At 35.5% G+C, this 21911-nt stretch carries 21 protein-coding genes; 15 read left to right on the forward strand and 6 right to left on the reverse strand.

Translation table 11 applies throughout. The features are described from left to right. Positions 1-95 precede the first annotated feature (95 nt). On the forward strand, positions 96-1238 hold the full coding sequence (locus GCWU000282_RS07575; protein WP_242828941.1) for a trans-sulfuration enzyme family protein: 1143 nt from the start codon (positions 96-98) through the stop codon (positions 1236-1238). 186 nt (positions 1239-1424) lie between these two features. Here the strand turns inward: GCWU000282_RS07575 and GCWU000282_RS17080 are convergent, their stop codons facing one another. From GCWU000282_RS17080 to GCWU000282_RS07585, 3 genes are read right to left on the reverse strand one after another with little or no spacing between them, the layout of a single operon-like run. Beyond that, the gene (locus tag GCWU000282_RS17080) at positions 1425-1757 is read right to left on the reverse strand and encodes an FGGY-family carbohydrate kinase (protein ID WP_023354479.1); all 333 of its coding nucleotides are present in this window, start codon (positions 1755-1757) and stop codon (positions 1425-1427) included. Further along, complete coding sequence (locus GCWU000282_RS07580) at positions 1754-2566, reverse strand: FGGY family carbohydrate kinase (RefSeq protein WP_023354480.1); 813 nt, start codon at positions 2564-2566, stop codon at positions 1754-1756. The genes GCWU000282_RS17080 and GCWU000282_RS07580 overlap by 4 nt, the downstream gene beginning before the upstream one ends. A 17-nt stretch (positions 2567-2583) precedes the next feature. Further along, on the reverse strand, positions 2584-4119 hold the full coding sequence (locus GCWU000282_RS07585; protein ID WP_023354481.1) for an amidohydrolase: 1536 nt from the start codon (positions 4117-4119) through the stop codon (positions 2584-2586). Between the two features lie 301 nt (positions 4120-4420). Between GCWU000282_RS07585 and frlC the strand changes: the two genes are divergently transcribed. The 7 genes from frlC (at position 4421) to GCWU000282_RS07620 (ending at position 11073) form a co-directional block, all read left to right on the forward strand. Beyond that, positions 4421-5251, forward strand: a complete 831-nt coding sequence (gene frlC, locus GCWU000282_RS07590; protein ID WP_023354482.1) for a fructoselysine 3-epimerase — start codon at positions 4421-4423, stop codon at positions 5249-5251. A gap of 108 nt (positions 5252-5359) precedes the next feature. Continuing rightward, positions 5360-6712: an amino acid permease gene (locus GCWU000282_RS07595; protein WP_023354483.1), complete on the forward strand. Its 1353-nt coding sequence runs from the start codon at positions 5360-5362 to the stop codon at positions 6710-6712. 106 nt (positions 6713-6818) lie between these two features. Then, complete coding sequence (locus GCWU000282_RS07600; RefSeq protein ID WP_242828942.1) at positions 6819-7541, forward strand: GntR family transcriptional regulator; 723 nt, start codon at positions 6819-6821, stop codon at positions 7539-7541. Between the two features lie 26 nt (positions 7542-7567). Next, positions 7568-8353 carry a fructoselysine 6-kinase gene (frlD, locus tag GCWU000282_RS07605; RefSeq protein WP_023354485.1) on the forward strand — a complete coding sequence of 262 codons (786 nt, stop codon included), beginning with the start codon at positions 7568-7570 and terminating at the stop codon, positions 8351-8353. Positions 8354-8372: 19 nt separating this feature from the next. Then, on the forward strand, positions 8373-9116 hold the full coding sequence (locus tag GCWU000282_RS07610; protein ID WP_023354486.1) for a GntR family transcriptional regulator: 744 nt from the start codon (positions 8373-8375) through the stop codon (positions 9114-9116). A 15-nt stretch (positions 9117-9131) separates the two neighbouring features. Further along, positions 9132-10145 carry an SIS domain-containing protein gene (locus tag GCWU000282_RS07615; RefSeq protein WP_023354487.1) on the forward strand — a complete coding sequence of 338 codons (1014 nt, stop codon included), beginning with the start codon at positions 9132-9134 and terminating at the stop codon, positions 10143-10145. An 82-nt stretch (positions 10146-10227) separates the two neighbouring features. Further along, positions 10228-11073 carry a sugar phosphate isomerase/epimerase family protein gene (locus GCWU000282_RS07620; protein WP_035040009.1) on the forward strand — a complete coding sequence of 282 codons (846 nt, stop codon included), beginning with the start codon at positions 10228-10230 and terminating at the stop codon, positions 11071-11073. 598 nt (positions 11074-11671) lie between these two features. Here GCWU000282_RS07620 and GCWU000282_RS07625 read toward each other — a convergent pair. Next, positions 11672-12484, reverse strand: a complete 813-nt coding sequence (locus tag GCWU000282_RS07625; protein ID WP_023354489.1) for an Rpn family recombination-promoting nuclease/putative transposase — start codon at positions 12482-12484, stop codon at positions 11672-11674. Between the two features lie 421 nt (positions 12485-12905). Between GCWU000282_RS07625 and GCWU000282_RS07630 the strand changes: the two genes are divergently transcribed. Further along, positions 12906-15164: a DEAD/DEAH box helicase family protein gene (locus tag GCWU000282_RS07630; protein WP_035040011.1), complete on the forward strand. Its 2259-nt coding sequence runs from the start codon at positions 12906-12908 to the stop codon at positions 15162-15164. Between the two features lie 86 nt (positions 15165-15250). Beyond that, positions 15251-15850: a hypothetical protein gene (locus GCWU000282_RS07635; protein WP_023354492.1), complete on the forward strand. Its 600-nt coding sequence runs from the start codon at positions 15251-15253 to the stop codon at positions 15848-15850. A gap of 245 nt (positions 15851-16095) precedes the next feature. On the opposite strand, the gene GCWU000282_RS07640 is transcribed toward GCWU000282_RS07635, so the two are convergent. Both GCWU000282_RS07640 and GCWU000282_RS15900 read right to left on the reverse strand, forming a co-directional pair. Beyond that, positions 16096-16560, reverse strand: coding sequence for an RpnC/YadD family protein (locus GCWU000282_RS07640; RefSeq protein ID WP_156913129.1), 465 nt, complete (start codon positions 16558-16560; stop codon positions 16096-16098). Positions 16561-17259: 699 nt separating this feature from the next. Beyond that, on the reverse strand, positions 17260-17922 hold the full coding sequence (locus GCWU000282_RS15900) for a helix-turn-helix domain-containing protein (RefSeq protein WP_023354494.1): 663 nt from the start codon (positions 17920-17922) through the stop codon (positions 17260-17262). 230 nt (positions 17923-18152) lie between these two features. Between GCWU000282_RS15900 and GCWU000282_RS07650 the strand changes: the two genes are divergently transcribed. The 5 genes from GCWU000282_RS07650 to purB all read left to right on the forward strand — a co-directional run bounded on the left by GCWU000282_RS07650 (position 18153) and on the right by purB (position 21778). Further along, the gene (locus GCWU000282_RS07650; RefSeq protein ID WP_023354495.1) at positions 18153-18374 is read left to right on the forward strand and encodes a DUF3791 domain-containing protein; all 222 of its coding nucleotides are present in this window, start codon (positions 18153-18155) and stop codon (positions 18372-18374) included. After that, positions 18371-18880 (forward strand): DUF3990 domain-containing protein, encoded by a 510-nt coding sequence (locus GCWU000282_RS07655; RefSeq protein ID WP_023354496.1) that lies wholly within the window; start codon positions 18371-18373, stop codon positions 18878-18880. The genes GCWU000282_RS07650 and GCWU000282_RS07655 overlap by 4 nt, the downstream gene beginning before the upstream one ends. After that, positions 18873-19103 (forward strand): hypothetical protein, encoded by a 231-nt coding sequence (locus tag GCWU000282_RS07660; protein WP_023354497.1) that lies wholly within the window; start codon positions 18873-18875, stop codon positions 19101-19103. Before GCWU000282_RS07655 ends, GCWU000282_RS07660 begins: the two co-directional genes overlap by 8 nt. A 77-nt stretch (positions 19104-19180) precedes the next feature. Further along, a complete protein-coding gene (locus GCWU000282_RS07665; protein WP_023354498.1) occupies positions 19181-20023 on the forward strand; it encodes an RNA polymerase sigma factor RpoD in 843 nt (280 codons plus the stop codon). A gap of 321 nt (positions 20024-20344) precedes the next feature. Further along, positions 20345-21778, forward strand: a complete 1434-nt coding sequence (purB, locus tag GCWU000282_RS07670; protein WP_023354499.1) for an adenylosuccinate lyase — start codon at positions 20345-20347, stop codon at positions 21776-21778. The last annotated feature ends 133 nt before the right edge of the window (positions 21779-21911 follow it).

A 21911-nucleotide genomic window follows, 5' to 3' on the forward strand; every position in this document is an offset into this window, starting at 1 on the left:
TCATAGTCTTAAAATTGATTTTGTTAATTACATTATTAAATTTAAGGGGTTTGTGGCTATGGGATGAATAATTTTAGATTGAAGAGGTGATAATTTTGAAAGGAATAAATACAAAGATGCTACATGGCTATCCTGTAATAGATGGCTATACAGGTGCCGCTTCCATACCTAAGTATCAGACTTCAACATTTGACCAGAAGAGTTGTTATGTGGATGGTAAAAAATACAGCTATTCAAGATTTGGTAATCCTACAGTAATGGCGCTTGAAAGTGCGGTAGCTAAGCTTGAGGGAGCAAAACATGGACTTGTGTTTTCATCAGGAATGGCGGCCATCAGTAATGCACTTATGCTTGCGGGAGCAGGCGGTCATGTGATTTTTCCGAGTGAAGTTTATGGAGGTACTTTCCAGTTTGCCACGGAGGTTATGCCAAGACTATCAATGGAAGTTTCACTTCTTGATTATGATGATTTAGAACTTGTAGAGAGCAGTATTAAAGAAAATACGAAGATACTCTACATTGAAACTCCATCCAATCCTCTTCTGAAGGTCTCCGATATAAGAAAACTTGTGGAGATAGCAAAGAGACATAATTTGATAACAATAGCCGACAATACTTTTATGACCCCGTTTTATCAGCGCCCGCTTGAATTGGGAGTGGACATTGTTGTAGAAAGTATGACAAAGTTCATAAACGGTCACAGTGATGTTGTGGCAGGCATGATAGCCACCAACAGCGATGAGTATGTAGGTTGTCTTGGGTTTTTCCAGAAAAACTTCGGTGCTATAATGGGAGTTGAGGATGCCTGGTTGATACTTCGTGGAATGAAGACTATGGGACTGCGTATGGAAAAGTCTGTATCTAATGCAGCGGCTATTGCAGAGTTTTTAGCTAAGCAGGAGAAGATTAAAACTGTTTATTATCCGGGCATACCTACCTGTAGATATTATAAAATACACACTAGTCAGGCAAGTTCGGGTGGAGCTGTACTTTCATTTAAGTTCCGCAAGAAAGAGGATATGGATAAATTCATAGAGAGAATAAAGATACCTATATTCGCAGTAAGTCTTGGTGGAGTAGAGTCCATTATTTCTCACCCTGCAACTATGTCTCATAAGTGTATGTCCAAGGAGGACAGATTAAAATACGGAGTTACTGATGAAATCCTAAGACTTTCTTGTGGCATAGAGGATATTGAGGACTTGATTGAAGATTTGAGCCAGGCATTGGCTGATTAAGATATTAGGTTTACTAAAATTTATTTTAGTAATAAGAGAAATTCCCGCATTTTCTTTTGGGAGAAAATGCGGGAATTTCTATATAACATTATAATATAGTCACAATTCTCTACAACTGTAGACAGAAACTATTTCCAACAATGGGTAAGTTCGTGCATAAATGTTTTAAGCTGTGGATACATACGCTCATAAATAACTTGATATTTTTGGTATTTCTCTGCCCAATACATCAGAAACAATTTGCATCCAGACATCATTCTTAACCCCACCACCTACAATATAGATTTGTTCTATTTTTACATTCTCATGTTCTTCCATCATTTTAATTTGTTGATGAACAGAATAGGCTATACCTTCTAAAGCACTACGGTAAAGATGGGCTCTGGTATGTGCAAGAGTAAGCCCTAGAATACAGCCACTGGCAAAAGGATCGTTAATTGGGGTGCGTTCCCCTGCAAAATAAGGTAAAGTAATCAAACCGTCACTACCAATAGGGACGGCTTCAACCCCTTTCATCATAGTTTGATAGGCATCTTCACCGCCGGAATTTTCCTGTTCCAATGCATCCGGAACAAGTGATCACGATACCACTTTGTTAGAGAGCCTGCTGTATTTGTGCCGGCAGATATATCGCATAAATTAGGAACAATGAAATTTTCTCTCCAAAGTCTGTCATCATCCACCAATTCCTTTGTTCCCAAAATCATATATATAGAAGAACCGAATTGAATCATCATTTTGCCGGCAGAAACAACACCTACACTGATAGCTTCCGTGCCGGAGTCATCTGTGCCGGTAATTACGGGTGTACCGACTGCCAGTCCGGTTTCTAAAGCAGCTTTTTCGGTCACATGTCCGGCAATATCATTGGCTTCCAATATTTCCGCCAGTTGTTCAGGGCGGCAGATAGGAGCACAAAGTTCAGGATTTGGCCTGCCATACCATTTTTTGATTTGTATTTCGCCATACATTTCTGTAAGTTGTTTTATTTCTTCTACAGCTCTGGAATCAATTCCATATAAAATAGCCTGCCTCAGGGGATTACAGTTTTCATCTACAGGGAGACAGTCCGCTCCCAAAGCACTTATACCGACGGCAAGAATATCATTTGGATTTACGGTACTTTTTTCAATCAATGCTTTGCTGATAATACAAAAATCTCCCCACCAATCCTTTTCGGCATCATGTTCATAATACCCGGGACGTGGGTTAGTCATAATGTGTTCTGTTGAATGAGTTGCGATAATTTCACAATTTTGATCTATAATTACACCCTTACTGGAATTGGTACCGGTATCAATTCCCATAAAATAATGCTGTATACTCATAGAGATAACCTCCTGTACTATTTTTGGTAAACGATTTTTCCATTTACCATAGTCATAGAAACTTTAACATTGCGTATATCATCAAATGTAAGTGTAAAAACATTTTTATCCAATACAGTAATATCAGCCAATTTTCCGACTTCTAGTGTACCTAACAGGTTTTCCTGCCCTAAATTGTATTGGCCACCATATGTCCAAGCAGTCAGCAACTCTGCTGTAGTAATAGTATTTTCTTTGTTAAAAGTTTCTCCCCCTTCCGGGAAAAAACCTCCTACAGAATGATAAATAGATTCCGGAATATTATCAAAAAGCAGAGGCAGGTCAGTAGCACAGGACAAAGTGATGCCATTATCTATCATTTTTCGGCGATTCCAATAGTTTTTTCCACGATTCATTCCGATTTTTTCTTCAATCATAGCAATTTTATCCTGACGGTTGGTAATGGACATTATTTGTGGATAGATTTCACCGATAATATTCAATTCTCCCATTTTTGCTAAGTCAAGTACGTCACTACATTCCAAATCGGTAATAGCATGGCGATGTTTTAAAGTTCCGTCTTGATTTTTTTGACATTTATTAAAGATGGCAATGCTTTTAGCAATAGCTGCATCACCTTGTGCATGTAGGGAAAAACGGAAGCCATGTTTATCTGCGTTAAGTACATCCTCTTCCAGAGTTGTCCAGGGAATTTCCTTTTGACAGCAGGTGGGAGCACATAAATAAGGAGTTTTCATATCGCCTTCTAATTGGCTGATAGAGCCATCTGTCATTTGATTGAAGCCGGAGAAACGGACAAAATCAGATTGAAATTTTTCACGCATTTGGGAACCATAATCCAGATTCATAGGAAAAGCAACTGGTTGGCTCATAAAGTGAACTCTGGCTGTTAACGCTTGTTCATTTTCCAAATCTTTGATAATGTCTGTAAAACCGGAAAAATCGTCAAAGCCCATTTCTTTGATAGATGTAATTCCTTTACTATTTAACATTTTCAAGTAATTTAGAAATTCTGATCGAGAATTCTCTTTTTGATTAAGCAGATATGACAGCAATTTTGGATAGCCTTCGGAATAGCATTTATCGGGAGTGAAATTAAATTTTTCTTGTGCAGCATGATTCATATAGCAGCTTTCTCCATCAGCTGTAAATAAGATAATTGCTGTATCAGGAAATTTTTCACTTAAATAGGTCATGCTCAATCCTTTTAAATTAGGGGAAAGCCCTTTGCCCAAAAAGCAGTCTTGATCGGTATGAAGAATATTTGTAATTTCATGGATAACTTCACCTTCCGTTTTACAATTTTTGAGGTCTATGCCTGAAATACTAAGCAAATATCCGGTGAAAAAACAGTGGGTATCAACAAAACCGGGTAAAATTAGTTGATTTTTAAGATCTAAGACAAAGGTGTTTTCGCCATAATAGAGTTCAGGATGTTCATTTTCTACGGCAATGATTTTGTCATCTTTTATAGCAATAAAGCCATTAATAGGTTCTTTGGACATTCCGGTAAAAATATAGTTGGAAAGAAGTAAGATGTCAGCTTTTATCATACACGCCTCCTTAATAAATAAGATACTTTAATGTATATACCACTTTTATTGATGGTATCATATTTGGAATAACTATTCAAGAATAAAATGACAAAATACTAATTTATGTTGAAAATAACATAATAATAAGTAGGTAAATACAATTATATTACAATATTTAATTTAATTATTATTAAAATATTGACAATATATACAAAAAATGGTATCTTAAAATTGGTATATAAAATATATAAACTTATATAAATAAAAAAACAAAGTAGGAAATCATTATGAAAGAAAATAATGAAAGGAGGTCAATATAATGAAGTTAGGTTTATTTACATCAGGCTATCAAAGGAATCCTCTGGAACATTGTTTTGAGGATGCCAAGAGATTTGGTTATGATTTCATAGAATTGTGGGGAGGACGTCCACATGCCTATGCCTATGATTTAAAGGCAGGAGAAATCAAGCAGATACTGTCATTGATAGAAAAATACGAAATTCCGGTTCTCGGATATACACCGGAACACAATGCCTACCCATATAATTTTATGATTGGCAGTGAATTGCAAAGGCAAGATGCGGTTAATTATTTGAAGTGCTGCCTGGATATGGCAAAAGAGTTAGGAAGTGACTATATGCTGATATCCCCTTCTCATGCAGGATATTTAACTTCGCACCAAGAGATTTGGGACAGAATGTTAAAAACCGTTCGAGAATTGGCTGAGCATGCGGAAAAAACAGGTGTGAAGCTTGTGGTAGAGACATTGACTCCATTTGAAAGCAATGCATTTAAAAGTGCCAATGATGCAGTGGAATTGTTTGAAAAAGTGAATTCACCTTATGTGGTGGGAATGTGTGATTTGGTGCCACCTTTTGTTCAACATGAAAGTATTTTGGCATATTTTGATAAACTGAAAGATAAAATGTATCATCTTCATCTAATTGATGGTGATTACGGTACAGATACCCATTTGGTTCCTGGAGAAGGAACTATTCCGTTAAGAGAATTGCTCAAGGAATTAAAGGAAATGGACTATCGGGGAACAGCTACCTTGGAGCTTGTGACTAATTATATTAATGAACCAAGACTCTATTCCAGACGTGCTGTTGACAATGTCAGAAGTATGATGAAAGAAGCGGGCTTTTAGTATATAATTCATATTTACAAAAATAGAACAGCCTCTCTTGAACAAATATTTAATTGAAAGAATTGTTACATAATTAACATTAAGTGAAAAAATTAAGGAGAAAAGCGTATGTCAAACAAAAATCAAGAAGTTGGTACTAATGAATTAAAAAGAAAATTAGGGCTTGGTGCAGTTATTGCTTTAGGTGTGGGAACAACGGTCGGTTCGGGAATCTTCTCTTCATTGGGGGAAGTGGCCGGAGCAGCAGGTAGTAGTATGCTTTTGGTATTAGCTTTCCTCATTGGTGGTTTGGTGCAAATCCCGGCAAACTTTTGTTATGCGGAATTAGCCAGTGCTTTTCCGGAAGATGGCGGACAATATGTATATTTTAAAGAAGCGGGTTCCAGACCTCTTGCCTTTCTGTGCGGATGGATTAGTTTCTGGGCGACTGATCCACCATCAATTTCGATTATGGCACTTGCGATTGCAAATTATTTAGGCTTTTTTGTACCAACGGAAGGAATTGTGTTACGCATGGTAGCGGTAGTTTTGGTGTTGATTTTTATGGTAGTTCATCTTCGTTCTGTAGAAAGTGGTGGCAGGTTTCAAACGGTTATTACCGCTTTGAAAATCATTCCTTTTGTATTAATTATTGGTATGGGTATCTTTTTTATCAAAGGAGAACTATTTTTATCTGCAACACCAATGGCAGGGGCAGCAGCAACAGGATTTACAGCCTTGCTGGCCGGTATTTCCGCTACTACATGGTCCTTTGATGGAATGGGTGCTCCTTGTTATATGTCAGGTGAAATAAGAGAACCTGAAAAAAATATGCCAAAAGGTCTTATATTGACAGCAATTATTGTTTTGACACTTTATGTAGGATTAACAGTGGCAGCTTCAGGCTTGTTAAGTGTAGAAGAATTGGCAGCATCTGAAGCTCCGATTGCTCTTATGGCATCCAAAATTCCGGTTATCGGTAGTTATGCAGGTACAGTAGTAGCAATCATGGCAATTATTGTAGTTGTAGGTTCTTTATCCAGTTGTATTATGTTCCAGCCTAGAATCGAATATGCAATGGCAAAAGATGGTCTTTTCTTTAAGTCTTTTGCTAAAGTACATCCAAAGTATGAAACGCCATATTTTTCTATTATTGTGCAATGTGCAGTAGCGATTATTTTGATTTTTGCAACTTCATTATCAGATTTACTGGGATACTTTACTTTAGTAGCATTATTGAAGAATTTCCTGACTTTCGGAACTATTATTGTGCTAAGAAATAAACCAAATTATAAGCCTACTTATAGAATGCCGGCGAGATTTTTGATGATAGGAATTGCTATGTTTATGACAGGTACTCTGATTTGGTCAACCTTTGTATGGGCACCAATTCCTGGAATTATATGTGCTATTGTAGCAGTAGTAACAGGTCTTCCTGTTTATTATTTCTGGGAAAAGAAAAATAAAGAGGCTAAACAGTAGTGGTAATACTGCATCCTCGGTCTAATGTTGACATTTATCAGATGATGTCCTAAGATTATTTTAGCGCAAAGTATGCAATAAAATGATGAATTGGAGAATATCTGCCTTGAACGAGAAGAGTATGAAACCACGAGAGGAAGCTATAGAAAAAATTGAAAATTATATTGTAAAAAATGCATTGCAGGCAGAAGATAGACTTCCTTCTGAAAGAACGATGTGTGAGCTTTGGAATTGTAACCGTTCTACTCTCAGAAAAGCGATAAAACAACTGATTTTAGAGGGAAGAATCTATAATAAAAATGGCTCAGGTACTTATGTAGCACAGACAAAGCTGATGAGAAATTTACAGGATGCCAGAGGTTTCCAACAAGCAGCAGAACTTGCTGGAAGACAGGTGTCTACAAAGGTTTTGGAAGTTAGATTGACAGAAGTGACCAAGAGTTTGGGAAAGATAATGAAATTACCTTTAGGACATAAGCTATGGCTATTAAAAAGAGTAAGATATTTGGACAATATACCGGTAGTTATATCTACAGTATATTTGAATGCGGAATTTTTTCCGAATTTAAATCAATATGATTTTTCACAGAATTCATTGTACTATATTTTGGAAAAAGAATACGGTATTTGTACTAAAAGTGGTGTCTCCAAGCTAAGTATTTCTACTTGCGATGAGTGGGAAGCAACTGTGTTAGAAACAGAAGTTGGAAAACCGGTGATTTATCAAACCGGAATTAGTTTGGATGAAAATGAAAGAATTATTGAGAGTTTCAAGGAAATTATTATATCGGAAAAGGTTTGCTTCGCAAGTGAATTGACACGAAAATAACAGAATAAAAGGTGCGGAGGTAGAATATGAAACTGGCTGCAGTTGGAGATAACTGTATGGATGTATATAAATTGAAGGATAAGGCATATCCCGGTGGAAATCCGGTTAATGTGGCGGTTTATTTTGTCAGGCTTGGAGGAAAGGCATCCTATACAGGGGTAGTAGGTACGGATTCTTATGGTAAGTTGATGAAAGACAGCATTGCTGCAAAGGGAGTGGATACATCTCATGTACGTTTTGTGGAAGGGAATACGGCAATTACTTATGTAGAACTGGTCAATGGTGACAGAGTCTTTGGAGACTATGATGAAGGTGTATTAGCAGATTTTCAGTTGACAGAAGAGGAAATTGATTTTCTGTGCAGTCATGATTTAGTGGTAACAGGTCTTTGGGGTAATGTTCACAGTGATTTGAAGAAAATGAAGCAAAAAGGGGTGAGAATTGCTTTTGATGCAGCTACTCGTCCGGAGGATGAAGCAGCGCAGGTAGCGGTTTTGCAAGCTGATTATTTCTTTTTCGCATCAGATTTTGGTGATACTGAGGAATTAAGACAAAAAATGAAAGAGCTTCATGCAAAAGGACCGAAGTTGGTGATTGTTACTTTAGGAGAGAAAGGCAGCCTTGTGTATGATGGAAATGACTTTACATTTTTTGGAATTGTACCATGCCGGGTAGTAGATACTATGGGTGCAGGAGATAGTTATATTGCGGGCTTTTTAAAAGGTATTATGGAAGAAAAAAATATTTTGGATTGTATGAAAATGGGAGCTGAAAATGCCAGTCAAACTATTGGATACCATGGAGCGTGGTAAAGAGGAATTATTGTGAAAAATGGAAGAAATTAAGCGTGAAATAAAACAAGAAATAGATTATCAGTCACCTATTTATCTGCAACTGAGAGAAGTAGTGCGTGCTAAGATTGAGGATGGAGAGTATCCACCGGGAACAGCTATTCCATCGGAAAACGTATTGGCAGAGACATACGGAATCAATCGGTTGACAGTTAGGAATGCCATTGATGCTCTTGTCAAAGAAGGATTATTGAAAAGAGTACAGGGTAAGGGTGTTTATGTAATGGTTAAATTTGAGAGAGATTTGGAAGTATTGGGAGGTTTTTCTCAAACCATGAATGAAAAAAATGCAAAGTCGGCAAAAAAGATTCTAATTCGGGAATGCAGAGTGGCGGGTGAGCATATTGCAAGGATTTTAGAGATTAAGCCTGAGGATGTTATCTACTATATCAAACGTTTGGATTTTGCGGATGAAGAGGCTATTGCTATGCAGGAAATATACATTCCTTATAACTTAGTACCCAATTTGGAAGAAGTGGATATTTCCGTATTCAGTATGTTTGAAATATATAAATTTTACGGTGTAAATCCAAACAGAGCCTGGCAAACGCTCGATTTGGCACGACTTACCAAGTCAGATGCCAGATTGATGAATATTGATGATACACAGGCAGTATTTTTATTTTCTTGTACAACCTATGATGATAATCATCGAGTAATTGAATACTCAAAATCATATACTCGTGGAGATAAGTGTAATTTTACAGTTCATTTTCACAAATAAGAGGAGGAAAATTCAATGCTGAAATTTGATGAGCAAAAGCAAAGAGATAGCGTCAATGGGGCTCTTGCTTTAAGACCTGAAATAGAAAAAGTAATAGATTCCGCTCAAAAACAGGGTTTTGATCATATTTTCTTTTTAGGAATCGGTGGTACCTGGGCATCCGGTATGCAGGTGGAAGTATATATGAGAGGCAAAAGCAGTTTATCCGTACTTGTGGAAAATGCGGCAGAGTTTATCACAACAGGAAACAAAAGGCTGACTAAGGATTCTTTAGTGATTTTTTCTTCAGTGACAGGGAGCACGGAAGAAATGGTTAAAGCTATAGAGAAGGTCAGAGAAATTGGAGCAAGAGTGTTCGGCTTTGTGGATAAGCCGGATTCTCCAATGGTGGAGCAATGTAACTGGTGTATTTCCTATCCAATGAATGAGCAATTAAAATTTTTTATGGTTGCAAATCGTCTGATGTACAATAATGGAGAATTTCCGGAATATGAAAGATATAATCAGGAGATGGAAACACATCTGGCGGATATTTTGATTGAAGTAGAAAAAGAAGCGGATGACTTTGCCCGAAAATATGCTAAAAAGAAATACAAAGCTTATAAGAAGCATCCGGAAATGCCACATTACTTTGTGGCAGCAGGTAGTACCTGGGGCAGTACTTATTCCTACGCTATGTGTTATTGGGAAGAACAGCTTTGGATTCGCACCAAGTCTATTACTTCCGGAGAATTTTTCCATGGCATGCTTGAAATTGTAGATGCGGAAACACCTATTACCTTATTTATCAGTGAAGATGAACAAAGACCTTTAAGTGAAAGGGTAAAAGCCTTTTTACCAAGAGTTTGTCGGAATTATACCATTATTGATACAAAAGACTATGAACTGAAAGGAATCAGTCCGGAATTTAGAGGTTCGATTTCTCACTTGGTAATTCGTGCAGTTAACAATCGTGTAGATGCTTATATGGAAAAAGAATTTTGTCATCCGATGACGATACGTAGGTATTACAGGCAGTTTTCTTATTAATGGCATAATATTTTTCATAACAAAAGAGGATGTAAATCAAGAGGATTATTTAATCGAAATGCAAAGCGATAGGAGGAAAAAGATGGGTAAAATTTCAATCAATCAATTTGCAGTTATGAGTGTACAATATTTTCACTATTCATTTGATTATTATTTGAAGTCGATGAAGGAATGTGGTATTAAGATGGTTGATCTCTGGGGAGCGATTCCACATTATTGCCGCTTGGACTATCCTTTTATAGAAGATGCCAGACAAAAGCTGAATGAGATGAAGCAAAAGATGAAGAATAATGGTCAAAAGGTGGTTGTATATACACCGGAGACTTTAGCATATCCATATAGTTTTTCTTCACCGGATGAAGCGGTTCGGAAAAGAACTGTTGATTATTTTGCAATGGCAATGGAAGATGCTCTTTATTTGGGAACAGATAAGTTATTTATCAATTCCGGATGTGGGCTTTTGGATCATTTCAGAGAGGAATCTTTTGGATATTTGATTGATACATTCAAAAGGATTGCTAAATTGGCGGAAGAGAAGGGAATCAAACTATTGTTAGAACAACTTCAACCCTATGAAAGTAATCTGGTGGTCAATTTGCAGGATGTAAAAAGAGTTTTGCAAGAAGTGAATTCCCCCAATTTTTATGTTTGTGTAGATGTAGTGGCTATGGCAGTAGCCGGAGAAAGTTTAAAAGAATATTTTGAAGAATTGGGTAGAGACAGAATACAACTTATTCATTTTGCAGATAGTTGTCATTATATTTTGGGTGATGGCGAATTGCCATTGGAAAAATATCTTAAAACGTTGGAAGAGTACGAGTATGACGGACTTATTGATTTGGAAATCAATGATTCAATTTATTGGGAAAATCCACATGAGTCAATAGCAAGGTCTGTACAGTGGCTGGAGAATTATTTTAGTAAATAGGATATTTATAGCATCGATTCGGATTCTAAAGAATGTACTTGATGAGAATAAAAACATCAAATTTGGTATAAAATATGTTGTATAAGTGGCATACTTTACATTTTGTTGTGGGGTATGCCGCTTTGAGTTTAAGGGTAAACTTGACTGCGTGTTAAGTGCAGATGTTAAATACCTGTAAATGCAACCTGAACGATATTGTTTTTGTTTATTTTGTTAGCAGTTTGAGGTAATATTGATGTTATGTCAGGTATAGAAAAAAGTTAACGAATAAAAAAGGTGAATATATTAAGAAAATTCAATTTCTGTAAAGTTTCATTTTGAGACTCAACAATGTGTAAAAAAGTAGTATAAAATAAAACTGCCAATATGTAACCCCGATTTTGGTTACAATATTGGCAGTAATTTTATTTTGACCTTCTACTTAAAATCATTATAATTTGTATATTCAATTATCCCATAAAATGTAGCAAGCAGGGAAACAACAAGATTTGTGGTATATATTAGCTAAGCTAAACGCAATACCTATCTTATAGGTAAAATATACCGGAGATTTTTACAGAGCCATAACCACCATCCATTGGCAGACCAGTAAATTTTGTTATAAGTTCGGGATTTTCAAAGCCATAATCATCTTCTCTGAAAGCCCTGTAATTTCCGCAATTAGCTCATCCTTGAAACCTCTTTTCTTCAAATCACCGGCAATTTTAATTTTTTCATTTTTAGCACCCTCTCTTCTACCCCGTTTCTCACCAATTTCCTCACTTTCACGCATCCATCTCTGTAAAGTTTCATCCATTTTTATAGCACCTCCTTCTTCAAACTTAAATCTGGATTTAATTTCACTTGTCACAGGGAACTCATCTGTATTGTAAGTATCATTTTCTGTAAACACTTTCATCAGTTTGGAAAACTTTGAACCGTTGTCGATTACTGTATTTGCATATATTTCGGTAAGCCCGTCCTCTACAACCTGCCCCGTTTCCATAACTACTTTTTTCACATGATATAGCGGAAGTCCGCTCTTAAACATATCAAAGGCTGATATAAATATTATGCAGACATCAGGAACAAATTCAAACTTTGTTCCGGTTTCCGTTATATTTGTAGTTAATACAGAGCCATTATAACGGACTCTTCTAAGATGGTCATCATTATCTGATTTCTGGACTTCGATGTTAATATGCCGCCCGTCTCCGGTTACACACTTTGCATCCATAATTATAGAACGCCCTTGCAGATTTTCCACCTTGCATTGAGGTATATTTTCGGTAACTATGAGTTCATCATCATCTAGGATGACTCGGAGTATTTCTTCGCAAAACTCTTTGCTTTCAGCCATCTTGCTAAACATCAAATCATCAATCGGGTTCAGCCCTCTGGCATATTCTTCAAATTCTTTCTTGGTTGGCATTGTAGTCCTTTCTTTCCTAGGATTTGCTATAATGCCTATATGGCTATTATAGCAGATATTTTGGAAAATATAAACTTAGAAATTCCTGCTAAGTAGAGAAAAGATATACTCAGTTTAGAATTAACATAGATATGAGCCACAATAACCGGGAAGAATTTGATGCCTTTATAGAAATTTACAGAGTAATATGAAAAATAAAAATTGTAATAATTATTGTAGCTCATATTTACAAATAAAATTATAAGATATTTTTACTTTTTAGCCAACGTTAAAGTAAACAAAAATTTGAGAGTTTACTATACAAAATAAACAAAAATAAGTATACACGAATTGTATTTAGTATTAAAAAAGATTGTATTTCTAATGCTTTGATGATAACATGTTTCTGTAAACTGATTATGTATTAATATTGGGGGAAGAAATGATGGACTTTATTGAAGTAAAATCAAACGGAACTGTAATATCAAAAAAAGGTACTAATCCAAGAGTTCCTTATAATCATCAAAAAGATGCGATGGCAAAGCTAAACTTAATTGATAAAGAGGATTCTTTCAGTACGCTTGTTGTATTGCCAACAGGTGGTGGAAAGACTTATACAGCATCAACCTGGCTTTTAAAAAATGCGGTTGATAAAAAGAAAAAAATAATATGGATAGCACATAGACAAATGTTATTAGATCAGGCGGCAGAATCTTTCCAAAAATTTGCGTATGCAGAAGCAATGCCACATATAAGTGAGTTTACATATAGAATAGTTTCAGGGTCATCAAGCCATGACAGAAGTATAGATATTTCCGAAAAAGACAATATTTTGATTTTAAGTAAAGACAGTATAGGGCGAAATATGTCGGTACTTGATAAATGGCTTAAAGGAGAAAAAGAAATTTATCTTGTAATTGATGAAGCTCATCATGCTACAGCAAAAACATATAGAAAAATAATAAAATATATTGAAGAACGAGTTCCTAATTTAAAGTTGTTAGGTCTTACAGCAACACCATTTAGAACAGCAAAGGAAGAAGAAGGACTTTTGGCAAAAATATTTAAAGATGGTGTTGACATTTCGGGAAGTGCGGTAAAAGGTAATCTGGGGATAACATATCAAATTGGTTTAAAAGAATTAATAAATGCCAGAATATTATCTACACCGATTTTTGAATGCAAATACACAGATGAAGACTTTGGTGTAAATCTTGGACTGGATGCATTAGAGAGCATTCAGAGATTGGATGTATTACCTGATGAACTTGCTGAAGAAATGGCATCAAATGCAGCACGTAATAAGTTAATAGTTGATACATATGTAGAAAATAAAGATGAATATGGGCAGACCATTGTATTTGCGGTAAATATTATGCATGCAATCGCCCTGAGTAAGCTGTTTACAAAGGCCGGAATTAGGTCTGATTATATTGTATCTGATATTAGAGACAAGATAACAGGTGTGACGATATCAAGAAAAGAGAATGAGAGAAAGCTTCAAAAGTATCGAGATGGAGAGTTACAGGTGCTAATCAATGTTAATATTTTAACAGAGGGAGTGGATCTTCCGCAGACTAAGACTGTATTTTTAGCCAGACCGACGGTTTCAAAGATTTTAATGACTCAGATGATTGGACGGGCACTTCGTGGTACAGCTGCAGGAGGAACATCAAAAGCCTATATAGTATCCTTTGTGGATCAGTGGAATGAAAACATTGCTTGGTGCAATCCTGCATCATTGTTTAGCGGTGAAGGAGAATTTCAAGATATTGACACTAATAGAGATAAGCGTCAAATTAGTGCGATTGCAATTTCAAAAATTGAAGAGTTTGCATCAATGTTGGATGACACGATTGATACATCTGCACTGGAGAATGTTCCATTTGTTAAAAGAATACCTGTTGGAATGTATGCTTTTACATATTTGGAAGAAGACGGCATGGATTTATCTTATCAGGTAATGGTATATGATAGTACGAAAGAAGCTTATAAAAAATTGATGGATTCTTTACCTGAGTTATTTAAGGTATTCGATATTGAGGAAGAGTATCTTAGTGATGAATTATTAGAAGAGCTGGAAGAACAGTGCAGATCATCATATTTCTGTGGTGAAATGGTTCCGCCATATGAGAGCAGAGATATTAAAAGTATTTTGAAATATTATGCTCAATATGATGAAGTTCCTACCTTTTATACTTTCGATGATATTGATAAAAATAAACTTGATATTTCAATCCTTGCTCAGCATATCGTAGATGAAGATATGGGACCAAGGAAGAAGAGTGAGTATCTGGACGGAATCTGGGAAAATAATGATGACAACTTACTTAGACTTTTCTTTGGAAGAAAAATATATTTTATGAAGCAGTTGGAATTGGAAATTCTTAAAATTACAGATAAAGATATATTTCTGGAAGAAAGTAATGTGAAATATGGTAAACGTAATTTTGAGGACATGCCTCTTAATGAGATTGGGAAAGTAGCACCGGATGTTGAGAAGGAATTAAGGGACAAAACATTTGAAGCATCCTTAAATAATAAAGGGCAATATGAATGTGCAATATGTAAGAAAGCATATTCAAACAGGATACCTTTCCAGATAGATCACATAATTCCGATGAATAAAGGTGGAAAAACCGTTGTGAGTAATCTGCAAGTCCTTTGCAGACAATGTAATGCTTTGAAAAGTGATAACTAATAATTTATCCTACTGTGCTATGCGAGATAAGAGGCCTGTGACTTATGGCGTGAATAATTGTGGTTTATATATAGGAGCAGTAAAAAATGGAAGAGTTATTGTATGATGTGTCTACACTTGCAAGGATTATTATAGAAAGTGATTTATCAGCTAAGGCAATAAGCAGGTTTTTATCCCGTATCTGGAATTATGAGGGTTTATATTTACCTATAAACTACAGATTTAATAAAAGAAAATTTTTTACTGAGGTCTTAGATGAAGTCTGCTATTGGCAAAATAAAAAAGATTTTGATAAAGAGTTATCGGGGGTGAATAATGATCTTCAATCTATTGGAAGTGAAATTACATATATCGCAGAAGATGACTATTATAATCTGAAATCATATTTTATGGAAATAAGGCTCAGAATAATATTTCTTGATAATAAAGACTATATAAGAATGAAACTTAGAACTTTGCTGCAAGATCATGGATATAAGAGAAGAACCGCAGGGTTAAATTCATATTTTAAACAATGCATGTATTTTTATCATATTAAGACATTCGTTAGAGGCGGGGTACTCTGCGATATAGAGAAAATAGCTTTGGATGATATGATTGTATTTCGTGTACTCGACAATCCCAGAGAGTATATTGAAGCTTTTGAGCTTTATAAAGAGAGCGGATTAAACAGCTATTCTAAGTAGTTTGCGCTTAACTTAAGAAGGGTGGGAATCTTGTGATAGAGATACCTACCCCTCTTTACCGTTTAAGATGCTTATGTACAGTTTCTTTGCAGAAACTTAGTCTTACCTTTTGTTTAGAACAACAATTATTATATATTCAATTACCCCATAAAGAGTTGCAAGTAGTGAGATAACAAGACAAGCGGTATATATCTTAGCTAAGCTCAACACAATGCCTATATTATGGGTAGGATGAGAAACCGGTTTCACAGAGCCGTTACCACTTGCTTTGAAAGACCGGTAATTTCTGCAATTAACTCATCGGCAAACCCTCTTTTCTTCAAATCACCCGCTATTTTAATTTTTTCATTTTTAGCCCCTTCTCTTCTGCCTCGTTTCTCACCGCGTTTTTCTCCCCGTTTCTCACCAATTTCCTCACTTTCGCGCATCCACTTCTGTAAAGTTTCATCCATTTTTACAGCACCTCCTTCATCCAACTTAAACCTGGCTTTGATTTCACTTGTCACAGGGAATTCATCTGAATTGTAAGTATCATTTTCTGTAAACACTTTCATCAGTTTGGAAAATTTAGAACCATTGTCGATTACTGCATTTGCATATATCTCGGTAAGTCCGTCTTCAATAACCTGCCCTGTTTCCATAACTACTTTTTTCACATGATAGAGTGGAAGACCACTCTTAAACATATCAAAAGCAGATATAAATATCACGCAGACGTCAGGTACAAATTTGAAGTTGTCGGGCTAATGTGCTTGTTTAATTGATTAAGTCACGCCTTCGCTGATAAATGTCCAGACTCGCTCCGGTTTTTCTGAAAGAGGTTGTTTTAGTATTGTTCTGTTGACGAAAAACCTAATGCGCTCGCTTAGGCATTATCAGCTCCGGCTGTTTAATTGATTAGTAGTTAGAAACAAACACATTAGCCACATTGGGCGAGCGATAGGGGGCTGTCTTTAATTTGGTGTTTAAGTTGTTATTTACATAAGTCTATGGTGACAGCTCCGAATGATAAATTCTAAGCGAGCGCATTAGGCATAGCGAAGCGAATGCCGGAGCGAGTCTGAAATGTTATCATTCGGAGCGTCAACTTTGCTAAAAAATTTGAAAGCGAAAATTCAAATTTAAGTATATGTAAGATACTCAGTTTAGAATTAATATAGATATGAGCCACAATAATCAGGAAGAATTTGATGCCTTGATAGAAACTTATAGAATAATATGAAATTTGCAGAACATAATAATTATTGCAGCTCATATTTACAAATAAAATTATAAGATATTTTTACTTTTAGCCAACGTCAAAGTGTACAAAGATTTCAGAGTTTACTATACAAAATAAACAAAAAAATGAGTAAAACAAAACCGCCAATATTGTAAGCCTAATTCAGTTACAATATTGGCAGTTATTTTTAATTGAATCTTCTACTCAAAATTATTACAATTATATACTCAATTATTCCATATAGAGTAGCAAGTAGGGAGACAACAAGGTAGGCGGCAAGATTTGTTATATCTGAGATTTCTGTTGCTGCCATTGCTAAAGAAACAATAGTGAGTAAAACACCTGTTGGGATGGAAATATATCTTAAAAGCGTAAGGATATCATCCATAGTCCGCTTGCCTGATATAATTGCAGCACCCAAGTTTATAAAAAGAAGTATAATGAATGTAGGTAAATCATATAAATCTAAGAATACATCAGTAAAATTAGACTTTGAAAGAATTCCTATTAGAATTGAGGTTCCAATAAATAAAGAAAGCCCGGCAAATAGGCGGATTATAACTTTGTTTTTAGAAAAACCGTTTTCACGAATTATTTCCACAAAATTAGTTTCAGCCTTTTGCAGATAGACATCTTCGGTCAAAGCTTCCCCTGAAAGAAGTTCATTTACCTTAATGTTAAGCGCATTGCACAGAGATTCATAATAAGAAATGTCCGGAAGGCTTTTTCCTGTTTCCCATTTAGAGATAGTTTTATCGCTAACACCTATCTTGTCTGCTAGTTCTTTTTGGGTAAGGCCGATTTTGGTTCTTGTAGTTGCAATAAATTTGCTGATTTTTTCAGTATCCATATTTATCTCCTAAGTTTAGATTATACCTATATAATACAGAGAGAATGAAAGAGAGACAAGCTACGATTTGTAGAATGACTCTACAAAAGGGAGAATTGTACTGCTTAATGAATAACCGGGATAAATTATCTTTCCCATTTCTTTTCAAATAGTGTATAATAATTATACGATTTGTAAGTTTTGTTTTAATAATTTTGTTCTAAAAGAGGGGGAGAAAGGAAACAACAAGTATGACTGATTTAAAAAAGAAAATTAATTATACGGTGGTCTGTATAGCTGAGTTTGCAGATAGATTTGATATTGCTGTAAAAGATGCTTTTAATTATTTGTATAAATATCAGGGAATAGCTTTTCTTAAAGAACATTATGATATAGAACATACATTAAGTATTGATGATGCTATAGACGATTTGATAATAGTGTGTAGTAATAATGGAGGCTATTTAAAATGATTTTATACCATGGAAGCAACACAGACATTAGAACAATTAATCTTGCATTATGTCGTCCTTTTAAAGATTTTGGCAGAGGTTTTTATCTTACTGTACTGAAAGAACAAGCAGAAAATATGGCAAAAAGAGTTGCCGGAATTTATGGTGGAAGTCCGGTGATAAATGTATATGATATTGATGAAGGTTTCATACATATGAGAGAATTAAACATAAAGAACTTTGGGGTAGAAACATCTGAAGAGTGGGCTAGATTTGTCCAAAATAATCGCAATAGAAAATTTGAAAATTTCTCAAGTATTGAATGCAATTTCGATAATAAATATGATATTGTCATTGGTCCAATTGCAGATGATGATATGGCGCTTTTGTTTAGGCAATATGAGAATGGTATGATAACATTTGATATGATGTTAAATGGTATGATATATAAAAAAACAACAAATCAATATTCTTTTCATACAGAAAAGGCAATAAGTCTACTTAAAAAGGTGAAAAATTATGGATAAGAAAAAGCAGATGATAGAATATATGGTTCAGGATCTTATAGAAATAATTTCCGAAACACAAAACTTAGAATATGAAAATGCGATGAACTTGTTGTATAATTCAGAAATATATAACAAGTTATTAGATATAGAAACCGGACTTTATAGGGAAAGTCCGGCTTATGTGTATGGATTATTACAAGATGAATTTAATTTTGGACATATAATTCAAGCGGAAATGTGATTCACTTGGTTGAAAATGAAATAATCAACATAACACAATCCCAATAAAAGATTAGTCAGAAGGAGATTTATAATAAAATGGCAGATAAACAATATGAATTCAGTACCCGTCTTGCTGACCTTGTGGCACAGGCACAAATTAGCGGGAATAAGGTGCACGAAAGCGATATAAAAGAATTTTTTGAGGACTTGGAGCTTGATGACAGTCAGTTTGACCATATTTTTGCTTATCTTAAAGCTTCTCATATAACCATAGAAGGGTATGAAGCCAAAGAAGAGATTGAAGCAGAAGTAAGAGAGTATGAGAATGCAGCCAAAGAACAGCTTGAAGAGGCTGCAAGAGAAGGATTTGATAAAAAGAGCGGAATAAAGAAAAAAAGTAATAAAAAAACACTTAACTTTCAATCTGAATTTTTAAATATGTATTTGGAAGAACTGCGATATATAGAGAAAATGACGGTCAAAGAAGAAGAGAAACTAATTGAACTGTTATTAAAGGGGGATGAGAAGGCTGAGGCTTCTTATATAGAAAGAAAACTTCATAAGGTAGTTGAAATAGCAAGAGGCTTTGAACTGACTGAGGATTATTTTAAAGAACTTATCTCCGAAGGAAATGTAGGACTTTTAATCGGATTAAAAGAACTCAAGAACCTTGAAAGAGATGATAAACCGATTGAATTTATTGAAAGCAGAATAGAAAGTGCTATGCAGGATTTTATAGAAGAAAGCCTTGAGATGGAAAGTACTGCCAATGCTATGGTTGCCAAGGTAAACTTTGTAAGCGATGCAGCTAAAAAAATGAAAGAAATGAACGGTTCATCACCTACGCTTAAGGAACTGGCAAGTTATACTAATTTGACCGAAGCTGAACTAACTGATATCATAGAACTGTCAGGTGATAATTTAAAGAGTAAAGAGTGATTTACCGGTATTCACTGGTAGTTAATATGTTCAATCAAAAACAGGCAGAATATTAAGCAAAATTATTCACGAAATATCAAGAAAGCGCATAATTAAGCCGCAGGCTTAGAATTATGTGCTTGCGCAGATATTTTGATGTAATCACATTTAGCGAAGGCTAAATGCGTGAATAATTGAAGCGAATTTCTTGCAGTAAGATTTCTTATCTTTTGAAATGTCTCATACGTAAATGTTGAAGCAAATTGCCTGAAGAATAATTATCTATCTGAACGGCAACACTATGAAAGAATATAATTTATCGTAAAATTACAGGAGGATAATATGAGTACAGACCGTTATGACAGCCCACTTTCAGGGAGGTATGCAAGCAAGGAAATGCAGTACATATTTTCACAGGATAAGAAGTTTACCACCTGGCGCAGGCTCTGGATTGCACTTGCAGAGGCAGAAAGAGAACTTGGGCTAAATATCACCGAGGAGCAGATAGCAGAGCTTAAAGAGCATGTGAATGATATAAACTATGATGTAGCTGTGGCAAGGGAAAAAGAAGTCCGTCACGATGTTATGAGCCATGTCTATGCTTACGGAGTACAGTGTCCTAAGGCAAAGGGTATTATCCACCTTGGCGCTACGTCCTGCTACGTAGGAGATAATACAGATATTATTATAATGACGGAAGGACTTAAGCTTGTTAAGAAAAAGCTTCTTAATGTAATGAGTAAGCTTGCTGATTTTGCTGATAGATATAAAGCTCTGCCTACACTGGCATTTACTCATTTTCAGCCTGCTCAGCCTACAACTGTAGGAAAGAGGGCTACACTTTGGCTTATGGAGTTAAAACTTGATTATGATGATGTCTGCTATATGATAGACAGTATGAAACTTCTTGGTTCAAAGGGAACTACAGGTACTCAGGCAAGTTTTTTGGAGCTCTTTGACGGAGATCACGAGAAGATTAAAAAGATAGATAAGTTAATAGCTGAAAAAATGGGCTTTACAGACTGCTTCCCTGTATCAGGTCAGACCTATTCAAGAAAGGTAGACTCAAGGGTGCTGAATGTGCTTGCGGGCATTGCTTCAAGTGCGCATAAGTTTTCAAATGATATAAGACTTTTACAGCATCTTAAAGAAGTGGAAGAGCCATTTGAAAAGAGCCAGATAGGTTCATCTGCTATGGCTTACAAGAGAAATCCTATGCGCAGTGAGAGAATAGCCTCCCTGTCAAGATATGTAATGAGTGATTTGATGAACCCTTATATAACCGCAGCTACACAGTGGTTTGAGAGAACTCTGGATGATTCCGCAAATAAGCGTTTGTCTGTTCCTGAAGCCTTCCTTGCTATAGACGGTATACTTGATTTATATATGAATGTGGCAGACGGACTTGTAGTATATGAGAAGGTTATAGAGAAGCATATAATGGCTGAACTTCCATTTATGGCTACCGAGAATATAATGATGGATGCAGTTAAGCGTGGTGGAGACAGGCAGGAGCTTCATGAGAAGATAAGGACTTTATCTATGGAAGCAGGAAGAAATGTAAAGGAGAGAGGGCTTGATAACAACCTGCTTGAACTTATAGCAGCCGAACCTTCCTTCGGTATTACTCTCGAGGAACTTAAAAAGCAGATGGAGCCTTCTAAGTACACCGGTCGTTCCAAAGAGCAGGTGGAGGATTTCTTAAAGGAAGTAATAAGACCTATACTTGAAGAAAATAAGGCAGAATTGGGACTTGAAGCGGAGATAAATGTGTAAATTAATGATGTACATAATGAAGAATTAAGGAAGATTTAGAATAATTATAACAATTTAATAATGATAATGTTTGAAAAAATTAAATATTAAACCACAATAATTTGAGTTTAACAATAACACATTAAAAGAGGTT

Origin of the sequence: Catonella morbi ATCC 51271, assembly GCF_000160035.2 — a bacterium.
Classification (GTDB): domain Bacteria; phylum Bacillota; class Clostridia; order Lachnospirales; family Lachnospiraceae; genus Catonella; species Catonella morbi.

Coding starts and splice junctions, on each gene's coding strand:
- GCWU000282_RS17080 (WP_023354479.1), bottom strand. CDS start 1,757: ATGATGAAAGGGGTTGAAGCCGTCCCTATTGGTAGTGACGGTTTGATT.
- GCWU000282_RS07580 (WP_023354480.1), bottom strand. CDS start 2,566: ATGAGTATACAGCATTATTTTATGGGAATTGATACCGGTACCAATTCC.
- GCWU000282_RS07585 (WP_023354481.1), bottom strand. CDS start 4,119: ATGATAAAAGCTGACATCTTACTTCTTTCCAACTATATTTTTACCGGA.
- frlC (WP_023354482.1), top strand. CDS start 4,421: ATGAAGTTAGGTTTATTTACATCAGGCTATCAAAGGAATCCTCTGGAA.
- GCWU000282_RS07595 (WP_023354483.1), top strand. CDS start 5,360: ATGTCAAACAAAAATCAAGAAGTTGGTACTAATGAATTAAAAAGAAAA.
- frlD (WP_023354485.1), top strand. CDS start 7,568: ATGAAACTGGCTGCAGTTGGAGATAACTGTATGGATGTATATAAATTG.
- GCWU000282_RS07610 (WP_023354486.1), top strand. CDS start 8,373: ATGGAAGAAATTAAGCGTGAAATAAAACAAGAAATAGATTATCAGTCA.
- GCWU000282_RS07615 (WP_023354487.1), top strand. CDS start 9,132: ATGCTGAAATTTGATGAGCAAAAGCAAAGAGATAGCGTCAATGGGGCT.
- GCWU000282_RS07620 (WP_035040009.1), top strand. CDS start 10,228: ATGGGTAAAATTTCAATCAATCAATTTGCAGTTATGAGTGTACAATAT.
- GCWU000282_RS07625 (WP_023354489.1), bottom strand. CDS start 12,484: ATGCCAACCAAGAAAGAATTTGAAGAATATGCCAGAGGGCTGAACCCG.
- GCWU000282_RS07630 (WP_035040011.1), top strand. CDS start 12,906: ATGATGGACTTTATTGAAGTAAAATCAAACGGAACTGTAATATCAAAA.
- GCWU000282_RS07635 (WP_023354492.1), top strand. CDS start 15,251: ATGGAAGAGTTATTGTATGATGTGTCTACACTTGCAAGGATTATTATA.
- GCWU000282_RS15900 (WP_023354494.1), bottom strand. CDS start 17,922: ATGGATACTGAAAAAATCAGCAAATTTATTGCAACTACAAGAACCAAA.
- GCWU000282_RS07650 (WP_023354495.1), top strand. CDS start 18,153: ATGACTGATTTAAAAAAGAAAATTAATTATACGGTGGTCTGTATAGCT.
- GCWU000282_RS07655 (WP_023354496.1), top strand. CDS start 18,371: ATGATTTTATACCATGGAAGCAACACAGACATTAGAACAATTAATCTT.
- GCWU000282_RS07660 (WP_023354497.1), top strand. CDS start 18,873: ATGGATAAGAAAAAGCAGATGATAGAATATATGGTTCAGGATCTTATA.
- GCWU000282_RS07665 (WP_023354498.1), top strand. CDS start 19,181: ATGGCAGATAAACAATATGAATTCAGTACCCGTCTTGCTGACCTTGTG.
- purB (WP_023354499.1), top strand. CDS start 20,345: ATGAGTACAGACCGTTATGACAGCCCACTTTCAGGGAGGTATGCAAGC.